12 protein-coding genes are annotated in these 16,217 nt (G+C 65.6%); 7 read left to right on the plus strand and 5 right to left on the minus strand.

The annotated features are described in order from the left end of the window. Positions 1-82 precede the first annotated feature (82 nt). The 3 genes from recF to dnaA all read right to left on the minus strand — a co-directional run bounded on the left by recF (position 83) and on the right by dnaA (position 4,735). On the minus strand, positions 83-1,180 hold the full coding sequence (gene recF / locus ACIGII_RS10090; RefSeq protein WP_399637448.1) for a DNA replication/repair protein RecF: 1,098 nt from the start codon (positions 1,178-1,180) through the stop codon (positions 83-85). A gap of 843 nt (positions 1,181-2,023) precedes the next feature. Then, complete coding sequence (dnaN, locus tag ACIGII_RS10095) at positions 2,024-3,124, minus strand: DNA polymerase III subunit beta (RefSeq protein WP_399637345.1); 1,101 nt, start codon at positions 3,122-3,124, stop codon at positions 2,024-2,026. Between the two features lie 276 nt (positions 3,125-3,400). After that, a complete protein-coding gene (gene dnaA / locus ACIGII_RS10100) occupies positions 3,401-4,735 on the minus strand; it encodes a chromosomal replication initiator protein DnaA (RefSeq protein WP_399637348.1) in 1,335 nt (444 codons plus the stop codon). Positions 4,736-4,985: 250 nt separating this feature from the next. Between dnaA and rpmH the strand changes: the two genes are divergently transcribed. The 6 genes from rpmH (at position 4,986) to ACIGII_RS10130 (ending at position 12,760) form a co-directional block, all read left to right on the plus strand. Then, on the plus strand, positions 4,986-5,126 hold the full coding sequence (gene rpmH, locus ACIGII_RS10105) for a 50S ribosomal protein L34 (RefSeq protein WP_006404565.1): 141 nt from the start codon (positions 4,986-4,988) through the stop codon (positions 5,124-5,126). Positions 5,127-5,131: 5 nt separating this feature from the next. Continuing rightward, complete coding sequence (rnpA, locus tag ACIGII_RS10110; RefSeq protein WP_399637449.1) at positions 5,132-5,611, plus strand: ribonuclease P protein component; 480 nt, start codon at positions 5,132-5,134, stop codon at positions 5,609-5,611. Further along, complete coding sequence (gene yidC, locus ACIGII_RS10115; RefSeq protein WP_399637351.1) at positions 5,611-7,302, plus strand: membrane protein insertase YidC; 1,692 nt, start codon at positions 5,611-5,613, stop codon at positions 7,300-7,302. The genes rnpA and yidC overlap by 1 nt, the downstream gene beginning before the upstream one ends. Before the next feature lie 125 nt (positions 7,303-7,427). Continuing rightward, complete coding sequence (locus tag ACIGII_RS10120) at positions 7,428-10,106, plus strand: polysaccharide deacetylase family protein (RefSeq protein ID WP_399637353.1); 2,679 nt, start codon at positions 7,428-7,430, stop codon at positions 10,104-10,106. 3 nt (positions 10,107-10,109) lie between these two features. Next, positions 10,110-11,453 carry a tRNA uridine-5-carboxymethylaminomethyl(34) synthesis GTPase MnmE gene (mnmE, locus tag ACIGII_RS10125; RefSeq protein ID WP_399637356.1) on the plus strand — a complete coding sequence of 448 codons (1,344 nt, stop codon included), beginning with the start codon at positions 10,110-10,112 and terminating at the stop codon, positions 11,451-11,453. Positions 11,454-11,725: 272 nt separating this feature from the next. Further along, positions 11,726-12,760 (plus strand): glycerophosphodiester phosphodiesterase, encoded by a 1,035-nt coding sequence (locus ACIGII_RS10130; RefSeq protein WP_399637358.1) that lies wholly within the window; start codon positions 11,726-11,728, stop codon positions 12,758-12,760. Between the two features lie 150 nt (positions 12,761-12,910). On the opposite strand, the gene ACIGII_RS10135 is transcribed toward ACIGII_RS10130, so the two are convergent. Both ACIGII_RS10135 and ACIGII_RS10140 read right to left on the minus strand, forming a co-directional pair. Beyond that, the gene (locus ACIGII_RS10135) at positions 12,911-13,690 is read right to left on the minus strand and encodes a rhomboid family intramembrane serine protease (RefSeq protein WP_399637361.1); all 780 of its coding nucleotides are present in this window, start codon (positions 13,688-13,690) and stop codon (positions 12,911-12,913) included. A 98-nt stretch (positions 13,691-13,788) separates the two neighbouring features. Next, positions 13,789-14,745, minus strand: coding sequence for a TerC family protein (locus ACIGII_RS10140; RefSeq protein WP_145480453.1), 957 nt, complete (start codon positions 14,743-14,745; stop codon positions 13,789-13,791). A 277-nt stretch (positions 14,746-15,022) separates the two neighbouring features. Between ACIGII_RS10140 and ACIGII_RS10145 the strand changes: the two genes are divergently transcribed. Further along, positions 15,023-16,195: a class I SAM-dependent rRNA methyltransferase gene (locus ACIGII_RS10145; RefSeq protein WP_399637363.1), complete on the plus strand. Its 1,173-nt coding sequence runs from the start codon at positions 15,023-15,025 to the stop codon at positions 16,193-16,195. Positions 16,196-16,217 lie beyond the last annotated feature (22 nt).

Consider the following 16,217-nt stretch of genomic DNA (forward strand, 5'->3'; position numbering starts at 1 on the left):
CGCCGCCGCAGGGCGGGGCGCCGATGGATTTGGGGATTGCAACCGCAATTATACCAGCCGGGCGCTGCTGGCCCTGATGCCACTATGGCACAGCCTGAACCTGCCCATGTTCCACGTGGAACCGGGTAATGTCGGCGCGGCCTTCCAGCGCGGCCGGGGTTTCGGTGGCGGTGATGAAGATCTGGGCCGGCCCGGCGCGCAGGCGGTCCAGCACCCGCGCCTGATGGGTCCGGTCCAGCTCGGACGCGATGTCGTCCAGCGCGATGACCGGCCATTCCCCACGCTGCTCCGCGTAGTCCTCGGCCTGCGCGAGCAGGCAGGTCAGCGCCGTCAGTTTGGCCTGTCCACGGGAGAGTGCATCACGACCGGGAATGGCCACAAACCCCACGCTCCAGTCTGCGCGGTGGGGGCCCACGGAGGTATAGCCCGCCAACCGGTCACGTTCGCGCGCCAGCAGCAGCGCATCGGACAGCGAGACGTCCTGCTTGCGCCAACCGGGGCTGAGTGTGAGCGACTGGATGCCCAGGTTGGGCGCCAGATCCTGCGCAAGCTGGATGGCCCGGTCCTGCAAGCGGTCCAGGTAGTGCTGGCGGCGGCTGGTCAGCGGCTCGCCTGCCTCGGCGAGCTCACGATCCCATGCATCCAGGGCGTGGGAGTGGCCACCCTGCTTGAGCAGGGCGTTGCGCTGTTTCAAGGCTCTTGAGTAGCGTCGCCAGAGCGCCAGGAAGTCTGGTTCCACGTGGAACAGGCCCCAATCGAGGAACCGGCGGCGAGGTTCGCCGCCTCCGCTGACCAGTGCATGGCTGCCCGGTTCGAAGCTGACTACCGCGAGCGCCGCGCACAGGTTGCCAAGCTGGGCGACGTCTTCGCCGTCCAACCGCCCCTTCCAGTCCTGACCGCTATGACGCAGCCCAGCCCGGCGGCGTGTCGAAGCGCCAGACGCCGCGATGTGTTCGTCCCACTCGACGAACACCTCAAGCGCCTCGAACCCCTGCCGCACAAGGCCGTCGCGCACCCGCCCACGGAAACTTCGCCCGTAGGCCATCACATGCAGCGCTTCCAACAGGCTGGTCTTGCCGGCGCCGTTGTCGCCCGTGATCAGATTGATGCCCGGCTGTGGAGCAAGTTCCACGCTGTCGAAACGACGCACGTTGTGGAGCGAAAGGCGGCGAATATGCATCCCGCCATTGTAGGGCCAGGCCCTGCGTGGCTGCTGTTCCACGTTCACGCGCCGCAGCGGGGCACTATCGACGCCCCCGCGCCCTCCACATCCTCGATTTCCTTGAAATCCAGAAGGCCATCAAGGCCGGTGCCTTGCAGATTTCAAGGAATTCGCACCTTTCCAGGGTCGGCTGCGGCAGGTTGTTCTGGCGAAACGGGCGCGAAGTGATGAAATCTGCGCACCCAAGGTCCGCTCGGTTCCACAGAACGTGGAACACGCGTGGCCGCGCAGGGAGAGTTGCCCACACCCGCGCTGTATGACTTATGCACAAGCAGGGGGCAGGTTGTGGATAAGAAAGCCCGCAAGAACACGCTTGAAACATATCCACAGGCTAACCCCCACGCCCAGGCGCCTTTTTACAGGGGGTTTCAGACCCAATAAACCCTTTACAATCAGCAACATAAGGTACTTTTCAACCAATTCTGGCTCTACCACCACCACCTGGCTTTAGATTTATATACAGTTTTTAGAAGCATAGAGCGGTAAACCAGGGCGCTGAAGCCGCGGTCAAAACACCGCACGCCACGCTGGATCGGGAAGCGTAGAGCCACGCAGGGCGTGGCTGGATCAGCCGTGAAATCCCGGCGCCCAAACACCCACCCTTCGCAGGTCGCTACCAAAGTGCTGCAGACGCGGACCGAAGGATTGCGGATTCCCATGCAGGGGCAGCCACGCGTGGTGTGGCGCTACGCCAGGTTTCCAATGGCTGTTCTCATCGATGATCCACGTGGAACGTTCTGGACGTAAAAAAAACCCGGCGCTTGGCCGGGTTCTTTTCAGCACTGTTCCACGTGGAACAGGTCAGAGCCGCAGCGGCATGACCACGTGGCGCGACTTCTCGCTGCTGGCTTCACGAACCAGTGCCGAGGAGTTGGAGTCGCGCAGCTGGATGACGACATGCTCGTCGCGCAAGGCCGAGAGGGCGTCCAGCAGGTAATTCACATTGAAGCCGATCGCCAGATCGCTCACGGTGGTATCCGCTTCGATCTCTTCCTGGGCTTCTTCCTGCTCCGGGTTGTGTGCGCTGATCTTCAGGTTGCCCGGCGAGACTTCCACGCGGATGCCGCGGTACTTCTCGTTGGACAGAATCGCGGCACGCTGCAAGGACGCACGCAGGGCTTCGCGATCCACCTTCACTTCACGGTCGGCACCGATCGGAATCACGGCCTCGTAATCCGGGAAGCGACCATCGATCAGCTTGGACGTGAAGGTCACATCGTCGCGCTTGACGCGCACGTGGCTGCGGCCGACTTCCAGCTCGATCTCACGATCGCCGCTTTCCAGCAGACGCTGCAACTCGGTTACGCCCTTGCGCGGCACGATGATCTGGCGCTTGGCGCCACTGGCTTTGTCCAGATCGGTTTCGCACAGTGCCAGGCGATGGCCATCGGTGGCGACGGTACGCAGCGCATCGCCGCGCAGGTCGAACAGCAGGCCGTTGAGGTAGTAACGGACGTCCTGCTGCGCCATCGCAAATGCGGTGCGTTCGATCAGTTCCTTCAGCGTCGCTTCGCCGATGGCAACGCGTTCGGTGGCTTCAACTTCGTCTACCGACGGGAAGTCATTGGCCGGCAGCGTGGCCAGGGTAAACCGGCTGCGCCCGGCCTGGACGGTGATCTTGTCGCCGGTCTGCGAGACGGTAATCCGGCTGCCGTCGGGCAGGGCGCGGATGATCTCGAACAGCTTGCGTGCCGGGATGGTGGTCTCGCCGTCCTGGGCGTCATCCACCGCGATCCGCGACACCATTTCCACTTCGAGGTCGGTACCGGTCAGCGACAGCTGCCCGTTCTGGACCTGGACCAGGAAATTAGCCAGAACCGGCAAGGTCTGGCGGCGTTCGACCACGTTGACGACTTGTGCCAACGGCTTGAGAAAGGCTTCGCGCTGCAGTGTGAAACGCATGTGGTTCCGTGCCCCTATGCTTTAAAAAAATGTGGAATAAATCAAAAGCTTGGTGGTGATGGTAGTGCCAGAATCGCTGGAAAACTCAGCTAAGTGTTTGTAAATAAAGGCATTTATAGCCTCGAAACCCTCTGCACTACTACCCCCCAAGGGGTGGGGAAGCCTGTGGATAAAAAAACCGCCCGCTCAGCCAGCGTTTTTATCCACAGCCTGTTCCTCGCTTACACCCGGATTTTGCACCGTTTTATGCGATGACGCGCGGGTGGCGTGCATGCATCATTCGCTCAACTTCCGGATCAGCTTGTCCCAGTCTTCCCGCAACTTGCCGTCGGTCTCCATCAACGTCCGGATCTGCCGGCACGCATGCAGCACCGTGGTGTGGTCGCGACCGGCAAACGCATCGCCGATTTCAGGCAGGCTGTGCTCGGTCAGTTCCTTGGTCAGGGCCATGGCGACCTGCCGCGGACGGGCCAGTGAGCGGGTCCGGCGCTTGGACAGCAGATCCTTGATCTGAAGCCCGTAGTAGTCGGCCACGGTTTTCTGGATGTTGGGAATGCTGATCGCCTGCTGCTGGGCACGCAGCAGGTCGCGCAGGGTTTCCTGGGCGAAGTCGGTGGTGATCGCGCGGCCGGTGAAGTTGGCACGGGCGGTCAAGGTATTGAGCGCACCCTCGAGGTCGCGGACATTGGAGCGCATCTTCTTGGCAATCAGAAACGCCACATCGTCGGGAATCTCAGCGCCACGCTCGCGGGCCTTGGCCAGCACGATCGCGGCCCGGGTTTCAAAGTCCGGTGGCTCGATGGCGACCGACAGGCCCCAGGCAAGCCGCGACTTCAGGCGCGCTTCCAGGCCCTCGACTTCGCGCGGGTACCGGTCGCAGGTGAGGATGATCTGCTGCTTGCCGTCGAACAGGGCGTTGAAGGTGTGGAAGAACTCCTCCTGGGTCCGGTCCTTGCCCGCGAAGAACTGGATGTCATCGATCAGCAGCGCGTCCACCTGCTGGAACTGGCGCTTGAACTGATCCATGGTCTTTTCCTGCAAGGCCCGGATCATGGCGCTGAAGAACTGTTCCGAGCGCAGGTACAGCACCTTGGCCGCCGGATTGGCCTGACGCATGGCGTTGCCGGCGGCGAACATCAGGTGGGTCTTGCCCAGGCCGGTGCCGCCATACAGCAGCAGCGGGTTGTGCGCCCGGTCGCCCGGCTTCTGCGCCGCCTGGAACGCGGCGGCCAGGCCGAGCTGGTTGCTGCGGCCTTCCACGAAGTTGGCGAAGGTGTAGTGCGAATCGAGGTTTCCGGCGAAGGGCACCAGGGGTTCGGCCAGTGCTGCCGGTGCGGCAGGGCCCGAAATCGGCGCGATCTGCGCCTCCACGGCGCGCGGGCGCGAGCCGATTTCAAGAAAAACGTCGCTGAAACCGGCGAAATGCAGCAGCAGTTCCTTGATCCGGGCCAGGTACAGTTCGCGCACCTGGTCCACGATGAAGGCGTTCGGGGCATACAGCACCAGGATGTCCGCGCGCAGATCGGCCTGCAGCGGCTTCAACCAGGTGTGAACGTCCTCGGGCGGGAACTCCGCTTCAAGGCGTTCGAGACAACGTGACCAGGCATCCATCGGCAATAATCGTCTGGGGCCGGCGCAGGGGCAGGGAAAACCGCCGCAGCGCAGGCCGGAAGGGGAAGAATGGATGGCGCAGACTACCACCGACGCCCGGGTCCGGGAATGCTTGTCCCGAAGTTATTCACAAAATGATCCACAGCTATTGCACAGGCCGATGAAATCCCGTAGTGACACAGGCTTGACGTGGCCATGTGCAGCCCTATAGACTTTCCGGCTCTTTCCGTCCCCTTCATAGAGGCCCCGCATGGCCACCAAGCGCACTTTCCAACCCAGCAACCTCAAGCGTAAGCGCGACCATGGCTTCCGTGCCCGTATGAAGACCGCTGACGGCCGCAAGATCCTGTCGCGTCGCCGCGCCAAGGGCCGTAAAGTCCTGAGCGCTTGATTGCGATGCCGCTTCCCGCGGCAGACGCAATCCTGACTGTGAGCAGTTCCGACCCGCGCAAGCGATTTCCTCGCTCGGCGCGGGTTCGTACGCGTGCCGAATATACAACGGTCTTCAACGGCGCCCGCCGTGTGTCCGAACCGCTGATGACCCTGCACTGGCTGAAGAGCGATACGCCGGCCAGGCTGGGTCTTGCCGTTTCGCGCAAAGTCGACCCCCGGGCCGTGGGGCGCAACCGTATCAAGCGTGTGCTGCGCGACGCCACACGCCACCTGCGGCCGTGGATGACTGCCGGCGACTATGTCGTGGTAGCCCGCAGCGCGGCCCGTACCGCAAGCAATACCGAGATCCGCCAGGCCTTCGAACGCCTGCTGCGCCGGCTGGGCGCATTGCCCCTTCCAGGCGCGGACGGCACAATGCCGCCGCTATCCCTTTCCCAGTCCGAGCCGGCACCTGCTGCCAGCCCCGTCGAGCCTGCACGCTGATGAACCAGACCCGCGTTTTCCTGATTGTTGCCTGGCTGATGGTAGCCATCCTGCTGTGGATGGAGTGGGGGCGCGACAAAACCGCGCCGGCCCCGACCGCGCCGGTGGCGGCCCAGACCCAGGGCACCGTCCCCGGGGCTGCGGGCACCGTGCCCAGCGCCAACGTGCCGCACGCGCCGGGCAGCGCCCCGGCCGTCCAGGCGGCGGCCCAGGCCAGCGCCGGCGCACCGCGCGTGACCGTCACCACCGACGTGCTGCGCCTGGTGCTGGACGGCGGCAACGTGCTCGACGCCGAGCTGCTGCAGTTCCCGCAGACCAAGGACGACGGCAGCCCGCCGGTGCGCCTGCTGACCGAAGACCCGGCCCATCCGTACCGCGCGGTGACCGGCTGGACCAGCCAGGACAAGAGCATGCCGGTGCCTGAAGCCAGCGGCTTCACCCTGGTGGGCGACGCCAGGGACTTCGTGCTGGCCAAGGGCCAGAACGAACTGCAGATCCCGTTCGTGTGGAATGGTCCGAACGGCGTGAGCATCCGCCGTACCTTCACCGTCAACCGCAACGAGTACGCGGTCAAGGTGAAGGACGAAGTGATCAACGCGGGCACCACCCCGTGGAGCGGCTACGTGTACCGCACCCTGGACCGTACGCCGACGATCCTGTCGCGCAGCATGACCAACCCGGACTCGTTCAGCTTCAACGGCGCGACCTGGTTCGATAACGACGGCAAGTACCAGCGGCGTGCGTTCAAGGATTACCTGGACGATGGCCCGCTGAACCAGCAGGTCACCGGCGGCTGGATCGCCATGCTGCAGCACCACTTCTTCACCGCCTGGGTGCCGCAGAAGGACCAGGCTGCGAACTATCAGCTGAGCCAGCACGACGGCCGCGACCAGATCCAGGCCACGGGTCCTGCCTTCACCGTGGCCCCGGGCCAGCAGGTGAGCAGCGAGGCACGCCTGTGGGTGGGCCCGAAGCTGGTCAACCAGATCGCCAAGGAAGATGTGCCGGGCCTGGATCGCGTTGTCGATTACAGCCGCTTCTCGATCATGGCCGTGATCGGCCAGGGCCTGTTCTGGGTGTTGAACCAGGTCCACAAGGTCGTCAACAACTGGGGCTGGGCCATCGTGGGCCTGGTGGTGCTGCTGAAGCTGGTGCTGTACCCGCTGTCGGCGGTGCAGTACAAGAGCGGTGCCAAGATGCGTCGCTTCCAGCCGCGCATCGCGCAGCTCAAGGAACGCTATGGCGATGACCGCCAGAAGTTCCAGACCGCGATGATGGAGCTGTACAAGAAGGAGAAGATCAATCCGATGGGCGGCTGCCTGCCGATCCTCATCCAGATGCCGATCTTCTTCGCGCTGTACTGGGTGCTGGTGGAATCGGTGGAACTGCGGCAGGCCCCGTGGTTGGGCTGGATCCAGGACCTGACCGCACGCGACCCGTACTTCATCCTGCCGGTGATCAACGTGGCGGTGATGTGGGCCACCCAGAAGCTCACCCCGGCGCCGGGCATGGACCCGATGCAGGCCAAGATGATGCAGATGATGCCGCTGATCTTCGGCGTCATGATGGCCTTCATGCCGTCCGGCCTGGTCCTGTACTGGGTGGTCAACGGCGGACTGGGCCTGCTGCAGCAGTGGTGGATGACCAAGCGCCACGGCGGCGACCCGGTCCCGGCCACCGCCAAGAAGTAATCGGTGGCAGACGACCGTTGGTCGTCTGGCGTTCAAAAGAGAGAACCCGCCCTCCGGCGGGTTTTTCTTTGCCGGCGATACAATCGCGTGCATTCACCCACCCGCAGCACCTCACCGAGCTCCCCATGCCCCGTGCGTCGTCGTTGTTCCGCCTGCCGTCCCTGCTGCTGCTGACCCTGGCCGTTGCCAGCTGCGGCAACAACGACCCCGCCGCCCCGGCAACGTCGACCCCGACGCAGCCCAGCGCGCAGGCTGCGGCCTCCGCCGACCCCGCGGCCGCGCCGCTGCTTACCGCCCTGCAGAAGCAGCTCGACGGCCACCGTCGCATCATCGTGCTGCTGGCCGACGAAGCGCAGCAGTCCGCGCGTGACCGTGACACCTCCAGCCGCATCGGCCAGCAGCTGTTCCACGACGGGCTGGACCAGCGCCAGGCCATTGCCACCCAGTTCGATGCGTTGCTGCGCGACGGCAGCCCGCAGCGCTTTGCCACCCTGGGCACGGTGCTGGACTACATCGAATCGGCGCCGGCGCTGTACGACGCCGACCGCCTGGCATTCCGCGAAGTACTGCGTGACCTGCACGAGCGCATCGGCACCGATTCCTCGCTGCCGGCGGTGAAGCTGCACCAGCGCGTGGGCGAGGACCTGGACGCGCTCGATGAGATCGAGCGCACCTACAACCAGGAAATCACCAACATCTTCAGCCGCTTCGACCGCACCCGCGCCATCACCCTCAAGCGCGAGAAGTGGGACGACTACCTGGCCCACCTGCACAAGCAATACAGCCGCGAGGCGATCCTGCGCGATTACGGCGTGATCGAGCCTTATCCGATGTCGATGAAGGACAGCGACCGCGAGATCTTCGGCCGCGACCTGCCGCCCAAGACCGTGGTGCTCACCTTCGATGACGGCCCGCACAAGGCCTACACCGACGAAGTGGTGGCCATCCTCAAGCGCTACGATGTTCCGGGCGTGTTCTTCGAAGTGGGCCGCAACCTGGGCGAAGTGCATGCCGATGGCAGCGTGAAGCTGGGTCCGATGGCCGGTATCAGCCGCACCCTGATGGAACAGGGCTACGCGGTGGGCAACCACAGCCTGACCCACGCGCAGCTGTCACGCACCACCGGCGAGGCGCTGCGCCAGCAGGTGCTGGCCACCGACACGCTGCTCAAGGACGTGGACAAGCGCCGCGCGCCGCTGTTTCGCTTCCCCTATGGCGCGCGCAACGCCGAAGGCCTGCAGCTGCTCAACGAGGCCGGCCTGAAGTCGATCATGTGGAACATCGATTCGATGGACTGGGCCGACCCGGTGCCCGAATCGATCGTGCAGCGCGTGCTGGGCCAGGTGCAGAAGGAACAGCGCGGGATCATCCTGTTCCACGACATCCACGACCGCGCGGTGAAGGCCCTGCCGCAGATCCTGGACCGGCTGATTGCCGAGGGTTACCAGTTCGCCGGCTGGAATGGCCGCGAGTTCACCGTCAGCCGCCCGCGCAGCGCGGCTGCCAGCGAAGCCACCGTGACCACCGGCTACGAGAAGTCGTGGGCGATCGTGATCGGCATCGACGAGTACGCCAAGTGGCCGCGGCTGGAATACGCCAGCCACGATGCGCAGGCCATCGCCGATACGTTGACCGGGCAGTTCAGGTTCCCGTCCTCGCAGGTGATCGTGCTGAAGGACAAGCAGGCCACCCGCAACAACATCCTGGCCGCCTTCCACGACCGCCTGGCCGATGACCGCACCGGACGTAACGACCGCGTGTTCGTGTTCTTCGCCGGCCATGGCGCCACGCGTCGGTTGGCGTCGGGCCGCGACCTGGGCTACATCATCCCGGTGGATTCGGACCCCAACGAGTTCGCCACCGATGCCATCGCGATGACCGACATCCAGAACATCGCCGAAAGCCTGCAGGCCAAGCATGTGATGTTCGTGATGGATGCCTGCTACAGCGGCCTGGGCCTGACCCGTGGCGGCCCCTCGTCGTCGGCCTTCCTGCGCGAGAACGCCAAGCGCAGCGCGCGGCAGATGCTCACCGCCGGTGGCAGCGACCAGCAGGTGGCCGACAGCGGTCCGAACGGCCATTCGGTGTTCACCTGGGTGCTGCTGCAGGCGCTGGCAGGCAAGGGCGACCTCAATGGCGATGGCCTGATCACCGGCACCGAACTGGCGGCCTACGTGGCGCCGGCGGTGTCGGCGGTGTCGCGGCAGACCCCGGCGTTCGGCAGCCTGCCCGGTTCGCAGGGCGGTGAGTTCGTGTTCCAGGTGCCGGACAGCCAGGAATACCTCACTGCCGATACCCGCCAGCTCTCGGCGGACGCGATCGCGCTCAACAACCGGGTCGATGCCGCGCAGGATGCCAAGCCCGCCGGTGAGGCGCCAGTGACCGTGGCCGACCTGCAGGGCGGCAAGAGCACCCTGGTGGTGCCGGCCGCCGTGCCGACCTCCGACCGCCAGCGCGCGCAGCAGGCCAACGAACGTGGCCTGCAGCTGTACCGCGAGAAGCGCTATGACGAGGCCGTTGCCCAGTTCACCGAAGCGCTGAAGCTGCGACCGGACTTCGCCCAGGCGGCCAACAACCTCGGCTTCGTCTACTACCGCCAGCAGCGTTACGCTGAAGCGGCACGCTGGCTCGAAAACACGCTGAAGATCGACCCCTCACGCGCGGTCGCCCACCTCAACCTGGGCGATGCCTACTTCCACGCCGGCGACAAGGCCAAGGCCCGGCAGGCCTACACCACCTACCTGGCGCTGCAGCCGCAGGGCAGCGGCGCTGCCCAGGCCCGCGCGCAGTTGGAGAAGCTCTGAGCCATGAACGCCGCCACCGACACCATCGTTGCCATCGCCACCGCGCCCGGTGCCGGCGGCGTGGGCATGCTGCGCGTGTCCGGCCCGCAGGCGCTGCGCATTGCCGTGGATCTGGGTTGCCCGCAACTGCAGCCCCGGCACGCGCACTACGCGCGCCTCCGCGATGCCGCCGGCGAGGTGCTGGATGACGGCATCGCGCTGTATTTCCCCGGACCGCGCAGCTTTACCGGCGAAGACGTGGTGGAACTGCAGGGCCACGGCAGCCCCGTCGTGCTGCAGCAGCTGGTCAGTCGCTGCATTGCGCTCGGTGCCCGCCAGGCCCGGCCCGGCGAGTTCAGCGAACGCGCCTTCCTCAACGGCAAGCTCGACCTGGCCCAGGCCGAGGCCATCGCCGATCTGATCGCCGCCAGCGATACCCGTGCCGCGCGCGCGGCGCGGCGCTCGCTGGACGGCGTGTTCTCGCGCCGGGTGGAAGACGTCGGCGAGCAGCTGGTGCGCCTGCGCATCCATGTGGAAGCGGCGATCGACTTCGCCGACGAACCGTTGGATACGCTGGGCGGCGAGCAGGTCCGGCAGGGCCTGGGCGAAGTGCAGCTGGCGCTGGCGACGCTGCGCGACGACGCCGAGCGCGGCCGCCGCCTGCGCGACGGCCTGCACGCGGTGCTGGTCGGGCCGCCCAACGCAGGCAAAAGCTCACTGCTCAACGCGCTGGCCGGCAGCGAACGCGCCATCGTCACCGATATCGCCGGCACCACCCGCGACACCCTGCGCGAAACCATCCGCATTGATGGGTTGGAGCTGACCCTGGTCGACACCGCCGGCCTGCGCGACGGCGGCGATGCCATCGAACGCGAAGGCATGCGCCGCGCGCGCGCGGAGATGCAGCGCACCGACCTGGCCATCATCGTGCTCGACGCGCGCGACCCGCAGGCCGGCCATGCCGCCGTGGCCGATGCCATCGCCGACGTGCCGCTGCAGTTGTGGATCCACAACAAGAGCGACCTGCTGGACGCGCTGCCCGCCGATATCGACGCCAACGTGGTGCACGTCTCAGCCGCCACCGGCCAGGGCCTCGACCGCCTGCACACACGCCTGCGCGAGCTGGCGAGCGGCAGCGCCGGCGACAGCGTGGATGGCGAGTTTTCCGCCCGCGCCCGCCACGTGGAAGCGATCACCCTTGCGATCGGCCACGCCGAACGCGCCGAAGCCGAACTGGTGCATGAACACCTGGAGCTGACCGCCGAGGAACTGCGGCTGGCGCATGAGGCGCTGGGCGAGATCACCGGGCGGATGAGCGCGGATGATCTGCTGGGCCGGATTTTTTCGAGCTTCTGTATCGGGAAATGATGCGTGGGCTGCATTTACAAGCATTCGAACGCAGGATGATGGCGTTGACACGCGTGGCGTGTCACTACGATGTTTGGTCGCACCAGACGGGGGGTCGCCCGATCGCGTCGGGACACGCATTCTTTCCCCTGTAACACCGCGCTGTCAGAATGCCGCACGTCTTTTCCGGCCCAGCCGATTCGGCGGGGCAGTACCAACAGGGGTGTGCAGTGTCGAAGTCGTCGTGGGGTTGTGCGTTGCTGTTGTCGCTGGCCGTGGCACCATCGGGGGCCATGAGCGCTGAATCCTCTCCTCCCGCGGTAAAGGTGGCGGTCTATGGCCATCGCGGCGCCAGCGCGCTGCTGCCCGAGCACACCCTGGCTGCGTATGCGCAGGCCATTGCCGATGGCGCCGACTACATCGAACCGGACCTGGTGATGACCCGGGACGGCGTGCTGGTGTCGCGGCACGAGAATGAGATCAGTGGCACCACCGATGTGGCCACCCATCCCGAATTCGCCAGCCGCAGGACGACGAAGACCATCGATGGCGAGCGCATCGAAGGCTGGTTCACCGAAGACTTCACCCTGGCCGAGCTGAAAACCCTGTACGCCCGCGAGCGCCTGCCGCAGCTGCGCAGCACCGCCTTCGACGGGCAGTTCCGCATTGCCACGCTGGACGAGATCATCGCCTTCCTGGTCCAGCAGGCCGGCCGCGCCGGGCGCGGGATCGGGCTGGTGCCGGAGATCAAGCACGGTACCTACTTCAAGGGTATCGGCCTGCCGATGGAAGACCTGCTGGTGAAAACCCTCCAGGCCAACCCGTATACCCGCGTGGCCCCGGTGACGATCCAGTCCTTCGAGGTGGGCAACCTGCGTTACCTGCGCAGCACCCTGGGGCACGACACCAACATCCGCCTGCTGCAGTTGCTGGGCGATCCGAAGCAGCAGCCGGGCGACGTGCTTGCCGCCAAAGGCAGCCAGCGCTATGCCGACATGATCACGCCCGCCGGGCTGGACCAGATCGCCGGCTACGCCGATGGCATTGGCCCGAACCTGCGCATGGTGATTCCGCTGGACGCCGCCGGCCACCTGGGCACGCCGACCACGCTGGTGCGCGATGCGCATGCCGCCGGCCTGCTGGTGGTGCCGTACACCTTCCGCCCGGAAAACACGTTCCTGGCCGCCGGGTTCCGCAAGGGCGAGGCCAATGCGCGCAATCCGGAGGGCTCGGTGGCCGAGATCCGGGCCTACCTGGCCACGGGGATCGATGCGTTCTTCACCGATGATCCGGCGTTGGGTCGCAAAGCAGTGGACGGCACCCCGTAAACCACGCCTGGCCGGTAGGTACCGACCGTTGGTCGGTACGGAACATGATCGTCACGCAGCGCATCGACCAACGGTATGCCCGCCGATGGCGGGCACCCTTCGGGCCGTCGCAAGCGACGTTAGGAACGGCATTACCGTTCCTTGCGATGCCTACCGGGAGGAATCCGAATCCCGCGGACGGAACGGCAACACGACGAAATCCTGCCCTTCGCGCGGCTGCCACAACACCGGCACCCGGTGCGGGGAGGGGGGCTCGAGGTCGCTGTCGCGCGGCGCGTCCAGCGCGTCCTCGTCCTCCTCTTCCCAGCTGTAGCGCTTGCGCGGGGCCATCGGGTCGGAAAGACGGAACAGCAGCGCGCTGACGATGCCGGCCAGGGCGCCGCCCATGTGCGACTGCCACGACACCCCCGGCTCGTGCGGGAGGATGGTGATCAGCATGCTGCCGTAGAACAGGAAGGCGATGAGCCCGGCGGCGATGGCCGGGCGGTCGCGGCGCAGCAGGCCGAGCACGAACACCAGGAACATCAGGCCGTGGGTGATGCCGCTGGCGCCCAGGTGGTGGCTGCCGATATCGCCCAGCAACCAAGCCCCCAGGCCCGAACCGACCCACAGCAAGGGGAAGGCCCGCAGCGTTGCCTTCGGATAGACGCTCCCTGCCAATGTTCCAAGAATCAATAGCGCAAAACTATTGGCAGCAAGGTGCTGCACCGACCCATGCAGCAGCGGCGCCCCCAGAATGCCCATCAGCCCGGCCGATTCCAGCGGTGCCACGGCCCATGGCCGCCAGTCGACGTGGCCCTGCGCGGTGAACACCGCCACCAGCACCAGCACGAACGCCAGGCTCAGGTTGAACGCCCGCATCACGCGACCGCGGTCGGTGCGGGGGGAGACCGGCGGCTCGCCGGCGGGCTGGGGCAGGTTGGCGTTCATACCCAAAGGAATTGCGTCGCGCCAGCCTGAACACAAGGGCAACGCGACGGGAGAGAGAGGTGCCGCCGGCGGGACAATCCCGCCGGCGGCGATCCGGGTTACGCCTCGCCGGTCTTCGGCGGGTTCTTCAGGCTCAGCACCACGGTGGTGGCGATGATCAGGGCCACCACGCCCAGCGAGATCGGGGTGGGGATCTTGAAGATGTCGATCAGCATCATCTTGATGCCGATGAATGCCAGCACCAGGGCCAGGCCGTACGGCAGCAGGTGGAAGCGGTCGGCCATGCCGGCCAGCAGGAAGAACATGGCGCGCAGGCCCAGCACCGCGAACACGTTGGAGGTGAGCACGATGAACGGGTCGGTGGTGATGGCGAAGATGGCCGGGATGCTGTCCACCGCGAAGATCACGTCGGTCACCGCGATCAGGATCAGCACCACGAACAGCGGGGTGTACCAGCGCTTGCCGTCGCGCATGACGCTCATGGCATTGCCGACGTACTCGGGCAGCAGGCGCAGGTGCCCGCGCATCCAGCGCAGCGCCGGGTTGGCTTCCAGATCCGGCTCCTTGCCTGCGGAGAACCACATCTTCCACCCGGTGAAGAGCAGGAACGCGCCGAACACGTAGAGCAGCCAATGGAACTTGGTCAGCAGTACGCTGCCGGCGAAGATCATGATCGTACGCAGCACGATCGCACCCAGGATGCCGATGATCAGCACCTTCTGGCGTTGTTCCTCAGGCACCGCGAAGTAGCCCATGATCATCAGGAACACGAAGATGTTGTCCACTGCCAGGGCCTTCTCGACCAGGTAACCGGTCAGGAACTCCAGGCCGACCTTGTTGGCCACCACCTGGCCGGCGGTCTCGTTCAGGTAGTACCAGAGGCCGCCGTTGAAGGCCAGGGCCAGCGCGACCCAGCCGACGGACCACCACAGGGCCTCCTTGAAGGTCACCTTGTGCGGCCCGCCGTGGCGCATCAGCACCAGATCGACCAGCAGCGCGATGATCACCACCGCGCCGAAGCCGCCCCACAACCACAAATTACCGATCGTCTGCATGGTCTTGTCCGTTGAATGAATGAAATGCCTCAAGCCGGACGGCGAGGATCTGCAACGGAGGATCGGAGGGGATCCGGGGACAGAGCTTCGCCATGCGGCGAAGGTCTCGCTCGCAGTCCCACCGGGTGGGACTGCCGTTGCACCGGAGCCTGCGGGCTCGAATTGACGGCGACAACGTCTGGGAGCTACTCCCCTTCTGGCGCCGATTCTGCGGGCTGAATGGGCTGCCGTCAAATCGGCGGGCTGCCGGGCGCTGGCGCCCGTCTACAATAGGCAGATGAATACTGTCCCCACTCCCGTCGTCCGCCTCAAGAACGCCTGGCGCTCCAGCCACCCGTGGATTTTCCAGAAGCTGGTTGAAAAGCCTGCCGTCCGCCCGAAACCCGGCGCCATCGTCGACGTGGTCGGCGTGGATGGGGAGTGGATCGGGCGTGGCTTCTACAACGGTCATTCGCGCATCGCCGTGCGTATCCTCGAGACCGACCAGCGCGTCCCCGTCGATGCCGGCTGGTTTTCGCGGAAGATCGCCCAGGCGGTGTCGTTGCGCCGTGATGTCCTGAAGCTGGACACGGTGTCCGACGCCTGGCGCGTGGTCCACAGCGAGGGTGACGGCCTGTCCGGCCTGGTCGTGGACCGTTACGGCGACCTGGTGGTGGTGGAGTTCTTCGCCGCCGGCATGTTCCGCCACCGCGAATGGGTGTACGAAGCGCTGCGTGAGCAGTTCCCCGGCTGCCGCTTCCACAGCTTCGCCGACGAACACGTGCAGAAGCAGGAAAGCTTCGACTTCCACGGCAACACCACCACCGAAGCGGCGGTGATCACCGAGTACGGCGTGAAGTTCCGCGCCGACCCGGCCGGCGCGCACAAGACCGGCTTCTTCGCCGACCAGCGCGAAAACCGCCAGTGGCTGAGCCAGGAAGTGGAAGGCAAGTCGGTGCTGGACCTGTGCTGCAACACCGGTGGCTTTGCGGTGTACGCCGCCGCGCGCGGTGCCTCGGACGTACTGGGCATCGATATCGACGAAGACGTGATCGCCATTGCCAAGGGCAACGCACGCCTCAACAACGTGCGCCCGCGCTTCGTGCAGTCCGACATCTTCCCGTGGCTGCGTGATGCCGCCAATCGCGGCGAGCAGTTCGACGTGGTGATCCTGGACCCGGCGAAGATGACCCGCGACCGCGACCAGGTGATCACCGCGCTGAAGAAGTACCTGGACATGAACAAGCTGGCGCTGGGCGTGGTCAAGCCGGGTGGGTTGTTCGCCACCTTCTCGTGCACCGGCCTGGTCTCGGAAGAGCAGTTCCTGGACATGCTGCGCCGCGCGGCGTTCTACTCCGGCCGCACCATCCAGATCCTGAAGGTGGCCGGCGCCGGCCCGGACCATCCCTTCATGGCACACGTGCAGGAATCGCGCTACCTCAAGGCCGTGTTCTGCCGCGTGCTGGATTGATCTTCGCGCACCGACCAACGGT

The organism is Stenotrophomonas sp. NPDC077420 (assembly GCF_044543385.1).
GTDB lineage: Bacteria > Pseudomonadota > Gammaproteobacteria > Xanthomonadales > Xanthomonadaceae > Stenotrophomonas.